The sequence below is a fragment of the Litorivivens sp. genome (assembly GCF_041624475.1).
In the GTDB taxonomy this organism is placed as follows: domain Bacteria; phylum Pseudomonadota; class Gammaproteobacteria; order Pseudomonadales; family Spongiibacteraceae; genus Litorivivens.
In genome coordinates this window covers 1-22085 of record NZ_JBFJUX010000014.1, presented here as the reverse complement: position 1 = coordinate 22085, position 22085 = coordinate 1, and the positions used below count along the sequence as shown (strand labels likewise).

The 22085-nt window shown below is 58.4% G+C and carries 16 protein-coding genes; 6 read left to right on the top strand and 10 right to left on the bottom strand.

Going from position 1 to position 22085, the window contains the following annotated elements; all coding sequences use genetic code 11:
• Nucleotides 1-28: 28 nt before the first annotated feature.
• Complete coding sequence (locus ABY734_RS13515) at nucleotides 29-1816, bottom strand: acyl-CoA dehydrogenase (protein WP_372779823.1); 1788 nt, start codon at nucleotides 1814-1816, stop codon at nucleotides 29-31.
• A 108-nt stretch (nucleotides 1817-1924) separates the two neighbouring features.
• On the opposite strand from ABY734_RS13515, the gene ABY734_RS13510 reads away from it, so the two are divergent.
• From ABY734_RS13510 to ABY734_RS13485, 6 genes are all read left to right on the top strand, one after another.
• The gene (locus ABY734_RS13510) at nucleotides 1925-2926 is read left to right on the top strand and encodes a metal-dependent hydrolase (RefSeq protein ID WP_372779822.1); all 1002 of its coding nucleotides are present in this window, start codon (nucleotides 1925-1927) and stop codon (nucleotides 2924-2926) included.
• Between the two features lie 63 nt (nucleotides 2927-2989).
• On the top strand, nucleotides 2990-4216 hold the full coding sequence (locus tag ABY734_RS13505; protein WP_372779821.1) for an imelysin family protein: 1227 nt from the start codon (nucleotides 2990-2992) through the stop codon (nucleotides 4214-4216).
• A complete protein-coding gene (locus ABY734_RS13500) occupies nucleotides 4200-5456 on the top strand; it encodes a di-heme oxidoredictase family protein (protein WP_372779820.1) in 1257 nt (418 codons plus the stop codon). The genes ABY734_RS13505 and ABY734_RS13500 overlap by 17 nt, the downstream gene beginning before the upstream one ends.
• Nucleotides 5457-5511: 55 nt before the next feature.
• On the top strand, nucleotides 5512-6606 hold the full coding sequence (locus tag ABY734_RS13495) for an imelysin family protein (RefSeq protein WP_372779819.1): 1095 nt from the start codon (nucleotides 5512-5514) through the stop codon (nucleotides 6604-6606).
• The gene (locus ABY734_RS13490; RefSeq protein ID WP_372779818.1) at nucleotides 6587-7681 is read left to right on the top strand and encodes a DUF1513 domain-containing protein; all 1095 of its coding nucleotides are present in this window, start codon (nucleotides 6587-6589) and stop codon (nucleotides 7679-7681) included. Before ABY734_RS13495 ends, ABY734_RS13490 begins: the two co-directional genes overlap by 20 nt.
• The gene (locus tag ABY734_RS13485) at nucleotides 7678-9048 is read left to right on the top strand and encodes a multicopper oxidase family protein (protein WP_372779817.1); all 1371 of its coding nucleotides are present in this window, start codon (nucleotides 7678-7680) and stop codon (nucleotides 9046-9048) included. The genes ABY734_RS13490 and ABY734_RS13485 overlap by 4 nt, the downstream gene beginning before the upstream one ends.
• Nucleotides 9049-9131: 83 nt before the next feature.
• On the opposite strand, the gene ABY734_RS13480 is transcribed toward ABY734_RS13485, so the two are convergent.
• The 9 genes from ABY734_RS13480 to ABY734_RS13440 form a co-directional block, all read right to left on the bottom strand.
• Complete coding sequence (locus ABY734_RS13480; protein WP_372779815.1) at nucleotides 9132-10925, bottom strand: wax ester/triacylglycerol synthase family O-acyltransferase; 1794 nt, start codon at nucleotides 10923-10925, stop codon at nucleotides 9132-9134.
• Between the two features lie 279 nt (nucleotides 10926-11204).
• Complete coding sequence (locus ABY734_RS13475; RefSeq protein WP_372779814.1) at nucleotides 11205-12920, bottom strand: FAD-binding protein; 1716 nt, start codon at nucleotides 12918-12920, stop codon at nucleotides 11205-11207.
• 41 nt (nucleotides 12921-12961) lie between these two features.
• Entirely contained in the window at nucleotides 12962-13834 is an 873-nt protein-coding gene (locus ABY734_RS13470; RefSeq protein ID WP_372779813.1) for an alpha/beta fold hydrolase, read from the bottom strand.
• Nucleotides 13835-13836: 2 nt separating this feature from the next.
• Nucleotides 13837-15099, bottom strand: coding sequence for an alpha/beta fold hydrolase (locus ABY734_RS13465; RefSeq protein WP_372779812.1), 1263 nt, complete (start codon nucleotides 15097-15099; stop codon nucleotides 13837-13839).
• Nucleotides 15096-16448 (bottom strand): wax ester/triacylglycerol synthase domain-containing protein, encoded by a 1353-nt coding sequence (locus ABY734_RS13460; RefSeq protein ID WP_372779811.1) that lies wholly within the window; start codon nucleotides 16446-16448, stop codon nucleotides 15096-15098. The genes ABY734_RS13465 and ABY734_RS13460 overlap by 4 nt, the downstream gene beginning before the upstream one ends.
• Nucleotides 16445-17620, bottom strand: a complete 1176-nt coding sequence (locus ABY734_RS13455; protein WP_372779810.1) for an alpha/beta hydrolase family protein — start codon at nucleotides 17618-17620, stop codon at nucleotides 16445-16447. Before ABY734_RS13455 ends, ABY734_RS13460 begins: the two co-directional genes overlap by 4 nt.
• 73 nt (nucleotides 17621-17693) lie before the next feature.
• Complete coding sequence (locus tag ABY734_RS13450; protein ID WP_372779809.1) at nucleotides 17694-19121, bottom strand: ABC1 kinase family protein; 1428 nt, start codon at nucleotides 19119-19121, stop codon at nucleotides 17694-17696.
• A gap of 193 nt (nucleotides 19122-19314) precedes the next feature.
• Nucleotides 19315-20022 (bottom strand): helix-turn-helix domain-containing protein, encoded by a 708-nt coding sequence (locus tag ABY734_RS13445; RefSeq protein WP_372779808.1) that lies wholly within the window; start codon nucleotides 20020-20022, stop codon nucleotides 19315-19317.
• 187 nt (nucleotides 20023-20209) lie between these two features.
• Nucleotides 20210-21877, bottom strand: a complete 1668-nt coding sequence (locus ABY734_RS13440) for a hypothetical protein (protein WP_372779807.1) — start codon at nucleotides 21875-21877, stop codon at nucleotides 20210-20212.
• Nucleotides 21878-22085 lie beyond the last annotated feature (208 nt).

Here is a 22085-nt window from a genome sequence, read left to right as displayed (position 1 = left end):
TGTCTTCTCCTTGTCTACGTGCAGAAATTTAGAACCACTCATCCTTCATATCGAAACAGGTGCTGTCGAGATCTATCAACACTTTTGACCAGACTTCAATCAAAGGCAGTTCATATCGGAAGAAATAGCGCATGGCCTGTAACTTGCCCCGGTAAAACGCAGGTTCAGCGTCGAGTTTTGCCTGCGCCACCAGACCCTGCTTTAACCACAACCAGGCAATGACTACGTGGCCGAACATATCCAGATATTTCACCGAATTGGCCAGCGCCAGATCAATAGGCTTTTCCATCATGGCGCCGAGCAGGCTTTCGGTAGTGCGCTGCAGTGTCGCCAGCGCATCGCTTAATTGTTGCGCTTCAGCGCTCAATTCACCCGCTGCGGCTTCCGCGATAGTTTTCTCAATTTCCGAGATACAGGCCTTGTACCCCGCCAGATTATTCATCGGCACTTTGCGGGCCAGCAAATCCAGCGACTGGATGCCCGTGGTGCCTTCGTGAATCGGGTTAAGCCGATTGTCACGGTAGAACATTTCTACCGGGTGTTCATTGATATAGCCGTGCCCGCCGAGCACCTGTATCGCCAGATCATTCGCCTCTGGACCGTATTCAGAGGGCCAGGTCTTGATCATGGGCGTAAGAAAATCCAGCAGCTGATGAGCTGCCTTGCGCTCTTCTTCGGTCGGCGCGGTTTTTTCGTCATCCGACAATTGTGCACCGAGTAAGCACAGGGCAAAGGCCCCTTCTGAATACGCCTTTTGCGCAAGCAGCATACGGCGAACATCCGGGTGTTCAATAATATTGACCGGTGGCGAATGCGGATCCTTGCTGGAAGGCAGGCGGCCCTGAGGTCGCTCGCGGGCGTAGTGCAGCGAGTACTGGTATCCGGTCAATGCGGTGGCCGCAGCACCGGTGCCTACCATGATGCGCGCTTCGTTCATCATATGGAACATATACGACAGGCCGCGATTTTCCTCACCCACCAGATACGCTACCGCGCCACCTTTTTCACCAAAACTCAGGGCGGTAGAGGTCTGGCCGCGACCGCCCATCTTGTGAAACAGGCCGGCCAGTGCCACGTCGTTGGGCTCGCCCAGCGAGCCGTCGTCGTTGACCAGAAACTTCGGCACAATGAACAGGGAAATCCCCTTCACCCCTTTAGGCGCACCTTTCACCCGGGCCAACACCAGATGAACAATATTTTCGTTCAGTTCATGGTCGCCGCCGGAGATAAAAATCTTGCTGCCGGTAAGACGGTAGCTACCATCGTCTGCCTTCACCGCCGAGGTGGTCAGGTCCGCCAGACCCGAACCAGCGCCGGGTTCGGTCATGGCCATGGTGCCGGCAAAGCGGCCTTCGCGCATGGGACGGACCCAGGTGTCGATCTGCTCCTGCGAACCATGCGCTTCAATCAGGTTGCAGTTGGCATTGGTCAACCCCAAGTAGCCCATGGTGGTGCTGCCAGCGGCTGACAAATAAGCATGGGCCGCGGCCGAGACGATTAACGGCAATTGCATACCGCCCACTTCGAAGTCGGCAGCAGCTGAGACAAAGCCGGCTTCCGTAGCCGCATCAACGGCGGTCTTGATTTCAGGAATCATCTTCACCTTTTTGCCGTCAAAGGTGGGCTGGTCGGTGTCGACCTTCTGGCGAATGGGCACAAAGTATTTTTCGGCAATCTGGCGCGCGGTGTTGATTGAGGCATCAAAGGTTTCGCGACTGTGATCGCTGTAGCGCTCGCGAGCCGTCATGCCCTCGGCATCAAACAGTTCATAGATCATGAAGTTCAGATCGCGTTCGCTGAGAATGGGAGCTGCCATAACTGTCTCGTGTCTTGCTGAATTTGAAGGTATTCTGGCGACGCTGAAACACTCAGGCCACGACATGACATGTCCTGAATGTGGTAATTTTCATCAACTGGACACACTATGGACCCCGTTTCTCAAGGTGTTTTTGGCAGCCTGTGGGCACAGGCTGGCAGCCGCCGTACCCCTCTGAAGCAAACCCTTATTGCCGGCTGGCTCGGTGGCATGGCCCCCGATCTGGATGTATTGATTCGCTCTTCCAACGACCCTCTGCTGGCCCTCGACTACCACCGCCATTTCACCCACTCAATTGCCTTTGCCCCGGTGGGCGGTCTGGTGGTTGCACTGGCCCTGTGGCCGCTGATGAAGCGAAGACTGGGTTTTGCCGGGCTCTACCTGTGCTGTTTTCTCGGCTATCTGTCGCACGGGCTGCTGGATGCCTTTACCTCTTACGGCACCTCCCTGTTTCTGCCCTTCAGCGACCTGCGCGTTGCGCTGAACTGGATCAGTGTGATTGATCCACTTTTTACCCTGCCCCTACTGTTGCTGCTGGGAATAGCGATTTTCACTCGACAACGCGCCTGGTTGTGGGGCGGCGCGCTGTGGGCAACGCTGTACCTCGCTGCCTCGGGCTTTCAGCACACCCGCGCGCTCGACGCGACCCGGCACTGGGTCCACTCGCGTGGCATTCAGGTGGAGCGCCTGGTTGCTAAACCCTCCTTCGCCAACATTGTGCTCTGGCGCGGCTTGATCGATACCGGCTCGCATTTCCAGACTCTGGCGATACGAATTGTTCCAGGTCAACAGCCCAGTATCACCGTGGGTGAGCGGGTTCCCGTCTTTAAGCCTGAAGCCAACGCGGCAGACGACCAGCTGCTGAGTGATCTCAAGCGCTTTGCCCATTTCTCTGACGACTGGCTGTTCCGCTACCCGCCCGCAGCAGAAAATGGCGACGAATTTATTGGCGATTTTCGCTACGCCATCGATCCGGCCAGCGCACGCCCCCTTTGGGGCATCCGCTTTGAACCGACTGGTAACACCGGCGTGCAATTTGTTCGCCTGCGACAGGTCGATAAAAGTGCGCGCGAGCACTACTGGCAGCGGTTGATGGGCAAGAACCCATAATTGCGAATAATTCTCATTAAGCCTACAATGCCGCGTTCCAGCCAAAGCGGAGTTTGCCTTACCATGCCAGTGCTTTTCCGGATTATTGCCGTACTGCTTGCCTTCAGTGCCGGGCTGGTGCGCGGTGACACCCTGAACAACACCTATATCACGCTGGCATCGGCGGTGTACGAAGACTCCCTGATCAGCGCCAGAACACTGCAGTCGCGAATTGACGAACTCCTCGAAAAACCCTCGCCCGCCACCCTGCAGGCCGCCCGGGATGCATGGCGTACTGCGCGAATCCCTTACCAGCAAAGCGAAACCTTCCGTTTTGCCAATCCCGAAATCGATGACTGGGAAGGCGCTCTCAACGCCTGGCCGCTGGACGAAGGGCTGATCGATTACGTCAGCGAGGACTATTTTCATGAAATGGGCAACCTCGGCGCCCAACTCAACATCATTGCCAACCCCACCATCAAACTCGCAGGCCAGACCATCGATGCCCGCGAGATCACACCCGAATTAATCCAGTCTTTTCACGAATTTGCCGGCAGCGAAGCCAACGTGGCCTCGGGCTACCACGCCATCGAGTTTCTGTTATGGGGTCAGGATCTGAATGGCACTGACGCCGGTGCCGGTGAGCGACCCTACACCGACTATGTGACCGGGGAAGGCTGCAGCAACGGCCACTGCGAACGCCGCCGTCAGTATCTGAAGGCAGTCACCCAACTGTTAGTACACGATCTGGAAGAAATGGTGGCCCGCTGGCAGGAAGGCGGCGACCTGCACAGCCGCTACAACGCCATGTCGGAGCAGGAGGTCGCAGGCAGCATCGTGTTCAGCATTGGCTCACTGTCATTGGGTGAACTGGCCGGTGAGCGCATGAAGGTGCCGCTGGAAGCCAGCTCCACCGAAGACGAGCACGACTGCTTCAGCGACAATACCCACTGGTCTCACTACTACAACGCTTTGGGTATGCAGAACCTGTTTATGGGCCAGTACCAACGCATTAACGGCGATCGGGTGGGCGGCCGATCACTGGCAACCTATGCCCGAACAAAAGCTCCCGAAGCCAGTGAACGCCTGCACCAGGCCATGAAGGTCAGCGTTGAAAAAACGCATAGGCTGGTCGAGGCCGCCGAACAGCGCACTCCAGCAATGAAGTTCGACCAGATGATTGCCGAGGGCAACCAGGAAGGGCGCGCACTGGTGATGGACGCGATCGATGCACTGGTGGCGCAGACCACTGCGCTGGAAGATCTGGCCCGCACACTTGATCTGGACAGCAGCGGTGCGCAGCCCTTTTAGGCCTGCACTGCTCGCCCTTCTCCTTCTGCAGGGTGCCTGCCAATCCCCGGAGAATGCGCCGATCTCCGCAATAGCGCCCCTGCCCCCCAACAGTCTCGGCGGCGCGCTTTCCTCAGACGCACCGGCCAACCGGCTTTCCCCGGCTCTTAGCCCCCGCGAGCGCCTAACACACAGCCTCGGCGCTTCGTTTCTCAATAAACCCTGGGTAAGCGCCCCCAGTACCACCCACGATCGCGATGGCCTCGGCCCCCTGTTCAATGCCCACAGTTGCAGCGCCTGCCACCCCCGCGCCGGGCGCGGAATGCCTTTTGAACACAGCAGCACAGAAAGCAGTGGCCTGCTGTTTCGCCTGACTGAGCCCGACCCGGTTTTCGGTGCACAACTGCAAACCCGCGCCCTGCCGGGCTTTCGCGCCGAAGGCCAGGTGAGCCTGCAGTACAGTGAACAAACGGTGTCGCTAAACGATGGCGACATCATTCGACTGCGAAGGCCCCGCTATCAGGCTCACCAGAGACTGTCTCCGCGGCTCGCACCGCGGCTGATCGGACTGGGTTTGATTGATGCCATACCGCAACGCGCTATCGCCGCCGGCGCCGACCCGGATGATCGCGATGGCGATGGTATCAGCGGTCAGGTAGCGGGACGTTTTGGCTGGAAGGCCGAACAGGAATCCTTGAAAGGTCAGGTCGCCAAGGCCTTTGTTGAAGACCTTGGCATCAGCACTTCCCTTTTCCCGGTTTCACCCGGCTGCGAACAAAACCCCCTGCGCTGCAAGGCTGTCAGTGGCGGCACACCGGAGCTCAGCGACTCAGGTCTAGAGGCGGTGGTGGATTATCTGTCCCACCTCAGCGTGCCCCGAGCCAGACTGAGCGAAACTCACGCAGAGGGCTGGCGCCTGTTTCAGAAGGCGGGCTGCGCCGCCTGCCACCAAGCCCAGTGGCAGACCGGCAAACACAACTCCCCAGTGCTTGCTGAGCAGACCATCTACCCCTTCAGTGATTTTCTGTTGCACGATCTGGGGCCCGCGCTGGCCGATTCAAACGGCGCCATGGCCGGTGAGTGGCGTACAGCGCCGTTGTGGGCCCTGGGCGACGGCCCCTACCTGCACGACGGCCGGGCTCGTACTTTACTGGAGGCCATTTTCTGGCACGGCGGCGAAGCCTCAAGCAGTGTCTCCAGGGTACAGCGATACTCCGGCAGCGAGCGCGCTGCGCTGGTAGAATTCCTGCACGCCCTCTAGCCACACACATGTTTACGTCAGCCACCCAGTGACTCAATCGACAAGCGACTCAACCATGACGCGACTACCAACCCGATTCACATTCTTGCTCGCGGTCTGCATTTTCCTCAGCGCCTGCGGCAAGACACCGGAACAACAATTATTGCAGGCCACTGGCAGCCAGGCGCTGCTGCCCCTGCATGAAAAGTTTCTCGCCGAATCCCTGACTCTCGCCCAGAGCAGCAGCGCCTTTTGCTCGCAGCGAACGCGGAGCAGCACCGATCTGGCCGCCCTGCGCAATCGTTGGGTTGGGGCCATGAACGGCTGGGAAGGCATCCAGAGTATCCAGTTCGGGCCTGTCACCGAAGGCAACCGGGCCTGGAAAGTGCAGTTCTGGCCGGACCGGAAAAACCTGATAGCCCGCAAGACCGAACAGTTTGTGAAAGGTGACGACGCCATCACTCTGCCCGCCTTGCAGGAGGCCAGCGTGGTTATTCAGGGCCTGTCGGCGATGGAGTATCTACTCTACGACAAGCCGGCGGAGAAGCTCTTGCGCGATGAAGGCCAACCCTATTGCGATCACCTCCGTGCCGCCGCCACCAACCTTCACCAAGTGGCTGACGATCTCTACCAGCGCTGGCATCCGAAGGGAGGCAACTATCTCGGAACGTGGCAAAGCCCCGGCCCCGACAACCTGGCTTACCCGGATAGAAATGCCGCGATTGGCGCCCTGATTGAAACCCTTGTTTACGGTTTGGAGCGCATCAAGCGCGACAAGCTTGAGCGCCCACTGGGGCTTTCGAGCGCCGGGCAAGCCAACCCCTTTCTCCTGGAATGGTGGCGCAGCAAACAATCCCGCGAGGCCATTCTCATTAACCTGCACAGCCTGCAACTGCTCTACAGCGCCGGCGACGGCGCTGGCCTGGAAGAGCTGTTGAGTCGTCGCGGCAAGGAGGAGCTCAGCCAGCAGGTGACCGCTCTGTTTGACCGGGCCATCAGCGCGACGGCCAGTATCGAAGGCAGCCTGTCGGAAAATCACAATGAGGCTGTCAACCAAACCGCCATCAACACCCTGCATCAGACACTCGGGGAATTACTGGCAGCCTTTAAACGAGAAATCCCCACAACGCTGGGCATTACGCTGGGGTTCAATGCCAATGACGGCGATTGAGCTTTCCCGCCGACAGCTGCTGGGGGCAACACTGGCGGGGCTTGCCCTCGGCGCGACAGCCGCAGTCTGGCCCGGCACTGCGCGCCGGATTTATTCCGCCGCCAGCGACCGCGCGAACCAACACTTTCTCTGCTGCTGGGCCGACGGCGCATTGCAATTCAAGGTGCCCTGCCCCGGTCGCGGTCACGATGTGCTGCTCAATCCGCTGACCCGCAGCGCCCTGTATTTTGCGCGCCGCCCCGGCAACTGGCTGACAGTGCTCGACGCAGACACCGGCGCACTTCAGGCGCGCATAGCCAGCCCGGCAGGGAGGCATTTCTACGGCCACGGCACCTTGGTCAATAACAACGCCCTGCTGTTGACCACCGAAAATGATTACGCCAGCGGCGGCAGGGGCCTTATCGGGGTTTACGATTGCCGCGACGGCTACCGCAGGGTCGGCGAACTCGACAGCGGCGGGATTGGCCCACACCAGCTCGCCACGCTGCCCGACGACACAACGGTGGTGGTCGCCAACGGCGGTATCCTCACCCTGCCCGGCTCCAACCGCGACAAGCTCAACCTTGAGACCATGCAGCCCAACCTCAGCTACATCGACAGCCGTGATGGAACACTCCTCGGGCAGTGGCAGCCGCCCCACCATCAGTTGAGCCTGCGCCATCTTGATGTCAGCCGCGATGGCGAGGTGGTGGTCGGGGCCCAGTTTGAAGGCGACCCGACGCTGGCCTTGCCCCTGCTGTTTCGTCATCGCGGTGAAGACCGCCTGCAGGCCCTGACCGCGACCGACCCGGTCTGGCGCCAGCATCACAACTACATTGCCAGCGTGGCCTGCGCCGGTGACGCGGTGATCGCCACCTCACCCCGCGGCGGCTGCATCAGCCTCTGGCGCAACGGCGAGTTTCAACAACTGGAACAGCTCAGTGACGTCGCCGGCGCCGCCTTTGACGCAAAAGCCGGCACCTTCATCACCAGCAACGGCCGCGGTCAGCTGGTACAGTTTAATCAACAGGGCCTCAGCCTGACCGGCCGGGTCGCCGAGCTGCGCTGGGACAACCATCTGAAAGTGAGTTCATGAAACGACGTCGATTTCTGCAACACTCCCTGCAGGCTGCCGTGCTGACCGCCAGCCCCCAGCTCAGCCTGAGTCTGTCGCGGCAACCGCAGTACGACTATATTCTCACCGCTGAAGAACAGTCGCTGCCGGTACTGCCGGATACCACCAGTCCGCTGTTGACCTTTAACGGCCAGTTTCCGGCGCCGGTAATCCGCACCCGCCAGGGCGAACGACTGCGCATTCACTTCATCAACAAACTGCCCCAGGAAACCACGATTCACTGGCACGGCATCCGACTCGACAATGCCATGGACGGGGTACCCTACCTCACCCAGCCACCAGTCAAACCCGGCGCAACCTTTGACTATGAATTCACCTGTCCCGACGCCGGTACCTTCTGGTACCACCCTCACATGCACAGCATCGAACAACTGGGCCGGGGGATGGTCGGCGCCCTGATTGTCGAAGAAAGGAACAAGCCCGCCTTCGATGCCGATGTGATTGTGGGCTTCAAAGACTGGCGATTGAACAGCGACGGCAGCTTTATGCCGTTGTCCGAACCGCGCCACGCCGCCCGCGCCGGCACGCTGGGCAATGTCGCCACCGTCAATGGCTTGCAGCTACCCGAGATTGCGGTGCCCGCCAATGCCACGGTGCGTCTTCGCCTGTTGAATATGGATAACAGCCGTCAGTTCGCCATCAGCCTGGGCGACACCCCCGCCAGCGTCATAGCCATTGATGCCATGCCTGTGCCGCTGCAGGCACTGGACGTCCACGACCTCGGCGTCGGCATGCGCCTCGACCTGGGCTTGCACACTCCCACTGAGGCCGGCGTGGAAATTCCCATCTACGATAGGAAAGGCCGCTTTCTGCAAAAGGTCTGCAGCCTGCGCACCACCGCGCCACTGCGCAGTGGCAGCCCACCCCCGATTCCGACACTGCCGGCTAACCCGGTATCTGAACCCGATCTCTCACAAGCCGAAACCCACCGTTTTGTCTTTGAATGGGCAGGAGCAATGACGCCCGTCTCCAAGGACGGTCACGCCCATCATGAATTCTGGACCATCAACCGGCGCGCCTGGGCCGGCATGCACAGCGCCAACCTGCCGGAACCGCTGGCCCAACTGTCACTGGGCAAGAGCTATATATTCGAGTTGCACAACGCCACTCCCCACGGCCACCCGATTCATTTGCACGGCCTGATCTTCAAAGTGCTCAGCTCGGACCGGAAAACCATCACGCCGTTTTTCACAGACACGATTTTGCTGGAGAAAAACGAGCGCGCCAGAATCGCCTTTGTCGCCGACAACCCCGGTAGCTGGATGTATCACTGCCATGTGATCGAGCATATGAAGACGGGGTTGATGGGGTATATACGGATTAGCTGAGCCCGCTTTTTACAGCCACAAAAAAGCCCGGCTGCGTTTCCACAACCGGGCTTTTCAGTTTTCAGCAATGGTCGGCGGGCAACTCAGTGCAGCGCGTTATCCTTGCGGGTCTCTTCATCGGTGGCGAAGATCGAGCTGACTGACTGGCCGTTTGATTTGGCCTTTTGCACCGGGGCTTTGGGCGCCGGCTTGGTTTTTGCCTTAGCTGCCGGTTTTTCGCTGGACGATTTCACCTCACTGGCCACCGAGCGAGCCGTGTCCAGCTCTGAGGGGCTGGCCTGCTTGCGCTTGCTGGCCGAACTTTTTACGGCCTTAGCCTTACGCGGCGGCGCCTTCGGAGCCGGCTTGGTCACCTTGGCGCTGGCAACTTTTTTCTTGCCGCTGGCGGCAGCACGCTTCTTCGGGGCCGGCTTGGCTTGCACCAGAGGCTTCACGTTGTCGGGCTTGGCTTTTTCGCCCGCCGCCAGTTTCGTGGCTGCCTCCTTCATCTCTTCGAAGGTCTCGTAGAGAAAATCCACATAGACCGACGGATCATTCATGGTATCCCGGTCCGCCAGCACCGACACGGTCAACAGACCGTTGGAACTGAAGGCGAGGTTGAACATGCCCATGCCCGGCGTCAACAGACCCATGCCGTAATAGCGCACCATCTTCGCACCGGCGGAATAGAGCGGGAAGGGAGGCCCAGCCACATTGGACACCACGCCCGAAATATTGGCCGGCACGTGCTTGCACAGCTGATTATCGATGTACATATTGATCAGCGGCTTGGTCAGGGCCGGCGAGAACATGCCGGTCACTTTCAGTACGTCGACCAGCGGCGAGGCTTCGCCGTAGGTTTTCGCTTCGTCTGCACTCTTCATGATCGCCTTGATGCGCTCAATCGGATCCTTGATATTGGTGTGCACATCGAGGAAGACCGAACCAATCTGGTTGTTGTCCTCAGTCACGCCACGGCGGGTGCGCATATTCAGCGGCACCGATACCGCCAGGCTCTCTTCCGGCAGCTCACCCATACTTTCCAGATAACCGCGCATGCCACCGGCCACAATCGCCAGCACCACGTCGTTGATCTTGCAGCCCACCGCGTTCTTGATGGCCTTGATGTCCTCCAGCGGGAACTCGGCGGCATCAAAGGCCCGGTAAGGGCCGACCGGATTATTGAAGCGGGTCTTTGGCGAATTGATTGACGGCAGGGGGATCTCCTTGCGCGCCACACCGAGGGCAAATTTACCCAGATCCTTTGCCAGACCGACGGCCCCCTTGGCCATCTTGAAGGAGTTCTTCACCTGATTCACGGTGGTCGCGGCGGCCAGATAACCCGCGCTCGGCGGCGTATCCACCATGATGGTGGTGCGGCTGGTGTCGGGCTTGGGGTCGGGCTCCAGATCGTGAATCGCAGACATGAAAGAGGCGCCGCCGGCACCGTCTACCAGCGAGTGATGCATCTTGGTGTAGATGGCAAAGGCGCCCTTGGGCACATCGACAATATTGTCTAGGCCTTCAATGATATAGGCCTCCCACAGCGGGCGCGTCATATCCAGCGGCCGGGCATGGAGGCGCGAGACCAGAATGCAGAGCTGGCGCCAGTCGCCCGGCTTGGGCAGGGCGATATGACGGATATGGAATTCCACATCAAAGTTGGCGTCCTGAACCCAATAGGGTCGGTCCAGGTTGCCGGGGGTGCGCACCAGCCGCGAACGAAAGATGGGCTGTTTCATCAGGCGCTGCTCAAAGTTGGCAATCACGCCCTTGAAGCGCACTTTGCCCTCGGGCGACGTCGACTGATCATAGATCCCGAGACCGCCAATATGCTGGGGGGTCAGCGGGTGTTCCAAGTTTACAAAGGCTGAATCAATAATGCCAAGCTGTTTCATCGGGGGTGGTACCGTCCTGTTCTGTTATCCCTTACATCGACTGTAACCGGTACAACTCACTGCCGGCCCCTCAAGGCTACGGCCGAAACGTTACAGACTATTGGAAATGAGTAGTTTAGCTGATTTGGCGCGCGCCGTTGGCTTGTTTTGGCGATAACTACCAAAAGTTAATAATTATTAAAGCCAACTAACGCAAGTACTTAGCCGAGCGCATCGGCATGAGGCAGAAAAACAAGAGGACAGAGAGCGTTGCACCTTTAGAGTGCAAAGCTCCAAGGGTCAATCGCGGTAGCCGGTGATGTGCTTGGCCGCCTGGTAGGCAAAGGTCATGGCCGGGCCAAGCGTCGAGCCGGGACCGGGATAGGTGGGCAGTACCGCCGCCGAGCAGTTGCCCACCGCGTACAGTCCTTCGATCACGCTGCCGTCTTCCCGGGTCACCTGAGCGTCCGGGTTCGTCGCCAGACCACCCTGGGTGCCGAAATCACCGGCGTCCAGGCGGATCGCGTAAAACGGTGCCTCATCGATGGCGCCCAGGCAGGGGTTGGGCTCAAAACGGGGGTCGCCGTAGTAGCGGTCGTAGGCCGAGTCACCGCGCTGGAATTCCGGGTCCTTGCCGTCTTTGGCATAGCGGTTCATATTCGCCACGGTCTGCTCCAGATTATCCGGATCAATATCCAGCTGCTCGGCCAGCTCGCGAATTGTGTTGGCCTTGCCCACCAGCTTGGTCTCAAACCACTCTTTGGGAATGGTCCAATCGGGCTTGAGCGAGGCGGTCATCAGCGGTCCTACGATGTAGTCGCGGCGGAAGCGGGCATCGAAGACCTGATACATGGGCGAACAGGGCGCTTCCTCGGTATGCACCTTGTACAGGTCTTTCTGGAAAGCCATATAGTTCTGGGACTCATTGGCAAAGCGCTGGCCGCGCATATTGACGATGCAGGAACCGGGATAGGATTTTTCCATCACGCTGAGCCGGGGTGCTGGCTCACCGGGCACAGAAATGGTGGTACACCACCAGGCCCCGTCCATCAGTCGGGTCGCCGCGCCCAGACGCAAACCCTCGTTGATCGCATCGCCAGTATTGGTCGCTACCCCGCCGCTCCAGTCGGTATCGGTGGGCGCCGGCAGATACTGCTCGCGCATGGCCTGATTTTTTTCAAATCCACCCGCGGCCAGCACTACACCCTTGCGCGCCTGTACCCGCATCTTCTGGCCATTTTTAGTGATGATGGCGCCGATGACCTTGCCGTCCTCGTCGATCAGCGACTCCATGGCCGTTTCAGTCCACAGCGGAATATCGCGCTCTTTCAGCGAGTACCACAGCCGGGCGACACCGGCCGCGCCGGTACAGATCTTACGGCTGCGCCCCTGACCCTTGAGAAGCCAGGGAAGATCCAGAAAATAGCTGGCAAGCAGCTTCATGGTCAGCTTGATCCAGCCCGGCCCCTGCACGGTCAGTAGGGCCGCTTCCACCTGAGTGAAATAGATGCGATTGAACAGACGCATCATATGGTGGGTGGGACGCAGCTTTTTCACATCCCCACCCAGCAGTGAGGAATCAAAGCGCGCCGGCTCCATACTGCGGTGACCGGTGCGAGAGCCTTCCACATTGGTGTAATAATCTGGGTAGTGCTCCAGCGACTCGTAGCGCATATGGGTGCGCTCGTGCATGAAGTCGACCATTTTCGGGCCGTTGTTCAGGTAGGCATCGACCATCTCTTCGGGCACATCACCCTCGGGGGTGGTGTTGAGCAGGTATTTTTTGGCGTCTTCGAAGGAATCCTGGGCACCGGCTTCTTTGGCGTATCGGTTGCAGGGAATCCACACCCCACCGCCGGAACTGGCGCTGGTACCGCCGACCAGATCTGACTTTTCGATCACCAGAACATCGCGGGTACCCATTTCATAGCAGCTCAATGCGGCCGTCAGCGCGCCATTGCCGCTGCCGACAACCAGTACGTCGACGCTGTGATCCCAGTTCTGTTCCGTAGTCATGCGTTTACCTTTTTGTATGTATGTCGGCTTTTATGCAGCACTTACTGTGCAGGTTCAGCTTCCGACAGGAAGGCCATTACCTTTTGCTGAAAAACCTGCGGGGCCTCACGGTGCACAAAATGCCCCACACCGGGCAAGCTCACCAGCTCAAAGGAGCCGCTGCAGGCCTGTGCCGTATCGACAAAAACCTCCGGGCCAATGCTGCCATCGGCTTCGCCCACAAACCAAAGCGCGGGCACAGAGGTGGTTTTTGACAGAGCATCATATACGTCACGGCTGGCACCCCGAATCATCCGTCTGTAGTAGCCGAGGGCCGCACGAAGTCCGCCCGGCGCCGCCAGCGCCGCTTTCACCGGGTCCAGCCTGAACTCGGCCTCATCCCAGTTCGGCGACCAGCTTCGATACAGGCGGTCAATAAAGGCGTAATCCCCCCGCTTGACCAGACGCTCGGGCAACCAGGGCAACTGGAACAGCCACACGTACCAGGATCGACGCAGCTGCGCGAAGGATTGCCGGGTAGCCCCCATGTGCGGCACCGCAATCACCACCAGCTTGCGCACCTTCTCCGGCGCCAGATTGGCCGCTGTATAGGCAGCGAAGCCGCCCCAGTCGTGACCGATCAATACCGCGTCTTTCTCACCAAGGGCATCAATCAAGGCCAAGGCATCCCCGGCGAGAGTGGTTATCGCATAGTCACCGTCTGCGGGCACGCCGCTGGGGTGGTAACCGCGCATAAAAGGCGCCACGGCCCGGTAACCCGCCTGTGCCAGCACCGGCAGCAACTCATCAAAACTGTGGGCGGTGTCGGGAAAGCCGTGCAGGCACAGCACCAGGGGGCCCGTGCCGGCCTCCCGGTAGCTGAATTGCAGGCCGCCCAGACTGACTGATCCGGTCGAAATTTCTGTTTGAGACATGCTTATTCGCTTTTCTGAATGTTTTTGACCTTGCGGGCCCGCTGTTTTTTGGGCGGAGCGACCTTTTTGCCCTTGTCGCTACGCTGGGCAGCGGTTTTTTTCCGGGGCCGCGATTTATCGCGCTGAATCAGCCAATCAGCCGCCTCAGACCACACCGCCTCCTGGGCGCGACTGCCGAGTATCACCCCCATATGACCACCGGGCACCACGTAAAAAGCTTTATCGTTGCTGGTGACAATATCCATAATGCGTTCGGCAATTGACGGCGGCACCAGCGAGTCGGTTTCGCCGGCAAATACCAGCATGGAGCACTGGATGCGATTGAGCCGCGCCAGCTTGTCGCCGATATCAATTTCACCGCTGGCCAATTTGTTATCCACCGCCACTTTGACCGCCATGTCCTGCACTACCCCGCCCGGATAGAGCAGCATATTGTTCAAATAGTCGGAGGTGGTGGAATAGGACTCGACAAATTCACGGTCCCACAGGCGGGTGACCAGATCCCAATAGGTGGTCACACTGCTGAGCGGGTCGGTCAGCTTGAAGGCCAGCGTCGTCAGCCAGGGCGGCGCCGACAGGGCAGAGGGATCGAGCAGGTGCAGGCGAAAATCGGTGTAGCGGCGAATCAGTTGCGCGGGCACATTTAAAGCCTGCGCCACACCGGTAGCCAGTCCGCCGCCGCGCAGATCAATGGGGCTGGCAACGGTGATCAGGTTTTTGACCTTTGGGTCTTCGGTGATGCCCATATACAGCAGGCTGATCAGACCACCCATGCACCAGCCCATCAGCGAGACCTCTTCACTGCCGGAATGGCGCCGCACTTCGGCCAGAGCCTGACTCATCATCACGTCCGCATAGTCCTGCATACCCAGATGCGCGTGCTGCTTCTTCGGCTTGCCCCAATCAATGAGATAGGTTTTGAAACCACGGGCGGCCATATATTTGACCAGACTGCGCTGAGGCAGAAGATCAAAGGTTTCGGTGGTCACGCCCAGCGGCGGCACCAGTACCAGCGGGCGCCGGTGCTGCTCTCGCTCGATGGGCAGGCTGTCACCGTTGTTGAGCTCGATTTCATCCTCGCCCGGCAGCTCGTAGTAACGCACCGCCATCGGGTCGCCGTCATAGACCAGCTCAAACCAGGTATGCCCGGACTTTACCAGGTTGTTGCGCCGAAACATCCAGTCAAAACCATTCCCGGCGGCCTGAGCCAGACGCTGATTGGCGGCCAGCCCCTGATCGAGCAAACGTTTTGCCAGCGGGTTCACGACGCCTCCTTACTGCTGCTTTCCAACTGAGATTCCAGCGATTCCAGTGCCTGCCCCATATACACCGCAATGCGCTGCAGATGGGGCAGCGTATCGCGGGCACCGGTGAGGCCGATATTCACGCCCTTGCCGCAGGGCACACAACTGATTGCCAGCGCCGAGCCGGGCATCAACAGCGACAGATTGTGCAGTGACTCCAGCCTCGCACCGCCCAGATAACGCTCGCTACCGGGGCCCGGCAAATTAACGAAACTCAAGTTGAACATGGCCGGCATCCAGGGTTGGGCGCCGCTGACTTGGCCGGCAATAAAGGGCGCGCTGGCGGCAAGACTGTAGGCCATTCGCAACTCCGGCGCGACCGCCTCCAAATGCTTCATCGCCGCTGCATAGGAGCGCTGCACCGCCTCAAAACGGGCCAGCGGATTGGCCTCGTCACTGCCAATAGCCACAAAAGCCAGGCTGAAATCCGCGAGATGCATCCGGCTCTGTGGCACCGCCGCAATCAAGGGCTCTTCGGGCAGGGCGTTGTATTCCTTCAGAAAACGACGCAGGGCACTGCCACAGAGGTAGAGCAGAATCACCGTGGTATCGGCTTCACCCAACGCCTCACCAACAGCTTTTAAGCGACTCGCCGTATAGTGCTGGGTGGCAAAACGACGCTGGCGATTGACTGGCCCGTTCAAGGCGGTACGGGGGGCCTTATAGGGCACCGCCAGTTCGCTCTGGCGACGCAGGCCTGCCCCGACCAGGCGGCTGACGGCCCGGCCGAGATTGCCGGCAGCTGTCAGGGTGCGGGGCCAGGCCTGTCCGGTTTTTGGGCTTAAATCGCTGTCGATGGCACAGCACCAGGGCGCGGTGATTTTGTCATCTGAAGCCTTAGTCGCCAGAAAGGCATAGAGCACTTCGGCGCCACCGGCCACATCCACCAATGCACGGTGCACCTTGAAATACAGGGCAAACCGACCCTCTTCCAGGCCTTCAATCACATAGCACTCCCAAGGCGGGCGGCGCGGATCGAGCAATTGACTGTGCAGGCGCGACACCAGCACACCCAATTCGCGCTCGCCGCCCGGCGCTGGCAAGCCCAGCTGGCGAAAGTGATGGTCGAGATCCACCTGCTGACATTCCTGCCACTGAGGTTTAAGGCCAGAGCGCCCTTTCAGGCGCCAATGCCACGGGGCAATCAGGTTAGTCTGCTGACGAAAAGCTGCCGCCAGCTCCGCCACATAATGCCGGTCTTTGCCCTCAGGCAGTACAAACCGAAAAAGCATACCGATATGCATCGGCGTGTCGTCTGTCTCCAGCGACAGCAGAGTGTTTACGATTGCAGATACGCCGCCCTGACTCATGGTTCCATCCCGAAACTGCGGTCAATAAAATTGTGCATATCCTGCAGGTAATGCCCCTGCTCCAGATGCAGCAGATGATTCCCCGGAAACCAGTGAATCCGGCTGCCTTGCCAGTGCTCGTGGAGTAGTCGCACAAAACGCGGCGAGGTAAAGCGGTCACCGGCGCCGCTGATGATAAACAGTCGGTCGTTGGCAATGCGCGGCTGATAGGTGAGCGGACTGTGCAGGGCCATACAATGACGCAATTCCGCCATGGTCAAATCACTCATCGCAAACATCAGCTTGGAAACCGGCGCTACCGGCTGCCATTGCAGCGCCATATCCACCGGCGCCACCACCGGCGAGTTGGGGATGGCAAAGGATAGGCGATCGTCGACACAGGCAAGCAAGGCCGACAGGTAGCCACCCAGTGAAACCCCAGACACACCCACTTGCGGCGCGCCTCGATCAAACAGGTAGTTCAACCACACCCGCGCGTCTGAGATGGACTGCAGCATGGCTTCGTTGGTGCCCGCCAGCCCATTGGTGTAAAAGCCAATTCCACTGATCGGGTGCGAGGACTCCGCGCGCTGACCGTGGTGCGGCAGCGTCATCATCAACACGTCGTAGCCCTGGTCGTAGATCTCGGCCAGTGAAAACCAGGCGCTGTTGATACGGTAGTTGTCGAGCGACTGACCGTGTATATAGAGCAGCGTTGCGCGCGGTTTGTCGTGATAGAAATGCAGGGCCCGCGCCGTTCGATTGCGCTCATTGGCCAGATAGTCATCAGTCAGCGCGGGATTAAGCGGAGTAAACGGCGAGCTGAAACTGAGGTAACGACAGTTGACGCCTTTCGGCGCAAAGCGGCGGTGCAGGGAAAGCGGAGACGGCGCCTCCTCAACCACCGACACCGGAGGGGGCGCTATAAAGGTTTCATCGAGATTGGCGTCATCGGCAAAGCGGGCGTAAAAACGCAGCTTTTCTGCTTCTCGCTCCAGTTTACCCCGGCCCAGCAGCATCGGCGCCAGCGCGGAGCAGACCATTGCCCCCAGGCCGGTGCGCGCTACCCGATCCAACGCCGCCGTTGCGGCAATACTCATCAGGCGCTGGCCGTTGATTTCCGTTTGATCTGACTGCCGGTCTGCCTCAGCCTGCAGCTGATCCCACCAGTTCTGCATTTCCTTGACTGCCACTGCCTACCTCGCGCTAGCTTATGTGTTATTTGAACACACTCTAGCACGACTACGACCGTCTTTGAGCCCTGGCTTATGAACGCTCCGCCTGGCTGTCACCGGACAGTCGAGGGGCGAGGAGGTGGTCCGCAAAAAACTGTCCGCGCAGGGCAGAAACCAGCGCGTACACACCCATGAGTTTTCGCATCACATACAGAAACTCTTTTGGCGGCAGTGCAAAGTATTTGCTGATAGAAGCGGCCAGCGCCCGTTTGGCAATACGCTTTGGCAGCTGACTCTGATACCAGTCGTAGCGACCGTCGCTCAAAGCGCTATCGGGAATATCGGCAGACTTGGGCCTGAGGGGCTCAAGGATATCCATGCCGATCTCGGCAAAATTCTCTAACACCTCCTCGGGGTAGTGCGACTTCATAAAGCCCAGCTTGATTGAGGCATCGAGAAAATCCGCTTTATCGCTGAAGTAAGCGGCCCGAATCATGCGTTGAAAATCGGCTGAAAACTCATCAGGCAAAGGGCGAATGGCGCCAAAGTCGAGCAGCACCAGGCGCGCCCGATCACCGGCCACCCGCACCCGGTAATTACCAAAATTCGGGTCGGTCTGCATCCGTTGCCAGTCATACAGTTCGGTCAGAAACAGATCGAGAATGCCCTCTCCCAACTCATTGCGGGTGGCCTGTGGCAGGGCCGCAACCTCCGGATGATTGATTGACACCCCCTCTTCCCAGGACATGCACAGCACGCGCTGGGTACAAAACGCCGGGTAAACCTGGGGCACAACAAAGCGCGCATCGTCCTGCAAATGGTCGCGGGCAAACTCAAGCTCAGCCCTCTCGTTTGTGTAATCCACTTCGCGATGCAACAAATTGCGGATATCGCTGAACCAGTCATCCACACTTCGGGTGGATTCCAGAATACGCGACACCTTGAACAGGCGAATCAGATCGTTGAAATCCGCATCGATGGTTTTATCGACACCGGGGTACTGAATTTTCAGGCAAACCGATTCACCGGTGCTGGCGATACGCGCACGATGCACCTGGCCCAGCGATGCCGCGGCCACGGCGGCAGGTTCAATCTCAAGCTCGGCCAGCCGCTCGTCGCCCAATTCCTTCTGCAACTGTTTGTGAATGGCGGACCAGTGCATGGGCGGCGTATTGTCTTCCAGTCGATGCAGAGCAGTGACTACCTCCGGCGGCATCAGGTAGTCGCCGTAGGTCGCCATGATCTGACCGATCTTGACGATACTGCCCTTGAGCTTGCCCAGCTCGTGAACAAAGGCGTCTATGTTCGCCTGCCGATCTTCCTGCTGACGCTTATCACTACCGCCCAGGCGAGAGCGCAGTGCGCTGCCCATCGCGCGGCGCCCGTACTGCATACTCGCGCGCGACAACTGCCAACGCCTCGCCAGGGTGCCGGTTTTCAGGCGTTTAAGAGGTTTTTCTGATCCTGCAGCGGCTTTTGAATCGGCGCTCGATTCAATATCTTTAGGTGTCTGACTCATACTAACAAGGCTACGGGAAATGAGCGGCGATTGTAATCAATCGTCTTGCAAATTGTTACACTCGCAGCTTTACGCTTGCTGCTTGACGGCCGCACGTTGGATCGCATCGAAGGCTGCCCTCCTGGTGGACAACATACCTTCGCTTACATACCCTAGCGCTCAGTTAATGAGCGAGTTGCTCACAACATTGCCATCACGAACTATAGCCGAGCGCAATTCCGGCCAGCGCCTCGCGATCAATCAGGGTAATCCGTCGGTTAAAGACCCGCAGAATCCCAGCCCCAGACAGGTGGGTGAGGTTTCGGCTCAGAGACTCGGCGGATACGCCAATAAAATTGCTGATATCTGTCCTGCCCATGGGCAGCACAATATCGGTTGACGCCAGATTGAGGCGGCCGTACTGCTCGGTAACATAAAGTAGAAACGTTGCCACCCGCTGCAATACGGTGCCACACCGGATAACCATAAAGAGCGACATGCTCTCATCGAACTGGGCGCTCATTGCGTTAATGAAGCTTACTTCGACTTGTGGAAACCGTCGAAATTGTTCCAGCAATTTAAGATAGTTGAGATTACAGACTACTGCCCGCTCAAGAGCAATTAGGCTGTGGGTATGATATCCAGTGGAAATCGAATCAATACCGACAACATTCGTGGGGAAGTGAAAGCCCATAATAACGGACGTCGTGCCAACCGAGACAGCCTTGAATGTCCCCGACTTGATAATATGCAACTGAGAAAAGGTGTCGCCCATTTCAAATAGTGGCTGGCCCCGCTCAATAATCTGACTGGATTCAACAACGTCTTCAAATACCGACAACAGGTCGCTGCCAACCAGCGAACGTGGCAGGCAACTCTGCACATGGGCACAGGAAGAACAATCCGTTTTTCTGCTTTCCAACGGGGGCTTAACTTCAACATTAAATCTTAATCCGCTAGTAGTCTGCATTTTCCATGTCGCTTACAGCGACCCTCCTGTTTGGTATAGCTCAGATGACCGACCTGATCGCTCAACGTGCGTCGCTGAAAGTTCATACAGCTGCAAAACATTCCAACTGCTCATTGCGCTCAGGCACTGCACCAGCTTGTCAAAAACGAAACTTTAGACGCGCATAAAAGTTCACTTCTGCCGCCTCAAGATCGACCTCGGGAATATCTCCATCGCCGATTGGCCTTGCCGCGATCAGTTCGAGATTAGACGCCTTACCAATACGCGCGGTGATTCTCACACCCGCATCTGAAATAGATCGGGGCTTCCCGGCGTCGCCACCCGCGTCCTCGTACCGCACGCTGCCATGCTCGATAAAGACTGATGGAGTGATATCAAACAATGAGTCCGGCCGGCCATTACCACCCAGAGACAGAATCGCGTGGTAGCCCGTATCGCCCACCAACACACCGGGGAGATACGCACTCATTCGCTCCATGCCTCCGAGCACAAAATGCTCCAACTGCGGCACTTGTTGATCGTTAGACATTTGCCCATCAGTCTTTAAATCGAGACCTATCCAGGGCGCCAAGTTGAATTTAAAACGTAGAGATACGGCGGTCTGAAAGAATTTCGGAGTTCGCTTTTGCGGTGATACCGCTTGTTGCTCCGGCGACAGCTGACTATTGTTTTGCTGAAAGCTGCCACTAGCTTCATCGCCAAAGCCTCCTGTTAGCCCCAGCGCCACATGACCTTCCCTTCCAGATCCGCCGTACATATACTTCAGGTTGAGAGCAGCTTTGTTGTAGCGCTCCTCGACAATGGCCTCCCCTCTCACAACGTCCTCTACGCGGTCGGAAACTGCACTGAGCTTCTCACTGAGAATCCAACGCCGATCCGGGCCGCTCGCCAATACGTGCTCACCGCTAAGCGACAGCACCGTCGTATCAGCATCGAGCCCCGCTGTCTCCTGTTCAGTGTCACCCACGGCACACGCTGGCGTGTCCGGGAGAAGCACACAGAGCTCACCGGGCAGCGCAGACGTAAAAATCTCTTGCATCAGGCTGCTTTCATATTCAGTGCGGATCACTTCAAGTCCATAAAGGCCTGAACCAATTGGCCTGTTCCAGCCAGCCACGACACCGTGATAGCTTGTGTCCACTTCTTCATAGGCTTTATCGGATAAGGCCTGAATATAATCCAGCGTGAATTCATCGCTCCATTTAGACCAGTAGCGCCAACCCAGCCCCGCAAATTCCCGACCTGCAAAGCGATTGCCCTGATTGCCCAGGTCCACCGTAAACTGGTGCGCGTCCCGCTCAATATTGTGTCGCTCAAAATTCAGGATGGTTTCAGTAGCGTCCGGGGTGGTGGTATAGGTGACCCGGTAGCTTACGCCGCGCCGGCGCGCCGCGAGATCGGCCATGACCCACGCCTGGTCAAACTCCGATAGCGTCAGGTCTTGATCACCAATCAGTTTTTTAAAATGTTTACTTACCTGCTCGTGACCTTTAATACCGCCCAGCGTTGTTTGTACGGCGTAAACATGGACCTCACCGCGGTGTTTCGTGTAGAGCACCTGCACCAGAAGATTGCCCTTCAGTCGATAAACCTTGGCTAGATTGACTATAAACTGGCTCGGCGAGCTTGCAGCTTCTGCCAGTCGCACGACCTCTTCACGTGAAAGATGCGGCAACTCCGCCACTACAACCGGCTGATTGCCGATACGTATCCGAAAGAATAGCGGTGACGCTGCACTGATTAACTTTTCTGCCATGACTGGCGTCAATAAGACCGGAGGCATTTCCGGTGGCATATCAATAGCCATAACTCCCCCTACTGCTGCTCTTTGGCAGCAAGAGCGCCTGATATCCGACGCTTTGAAATTAGTGGTTAAAAAAGCCCAGGCAACGCAGTCGCTACCTGGGCTAAGGACCTATCCGTTTACCGCCCTACTGCTGCACGTCGGCGTTTGCAGACGAGGCCAAATCGGCGCTCGATTGCGAAGCCGCTGAGACGCTTTCAGCAGAGGAGGT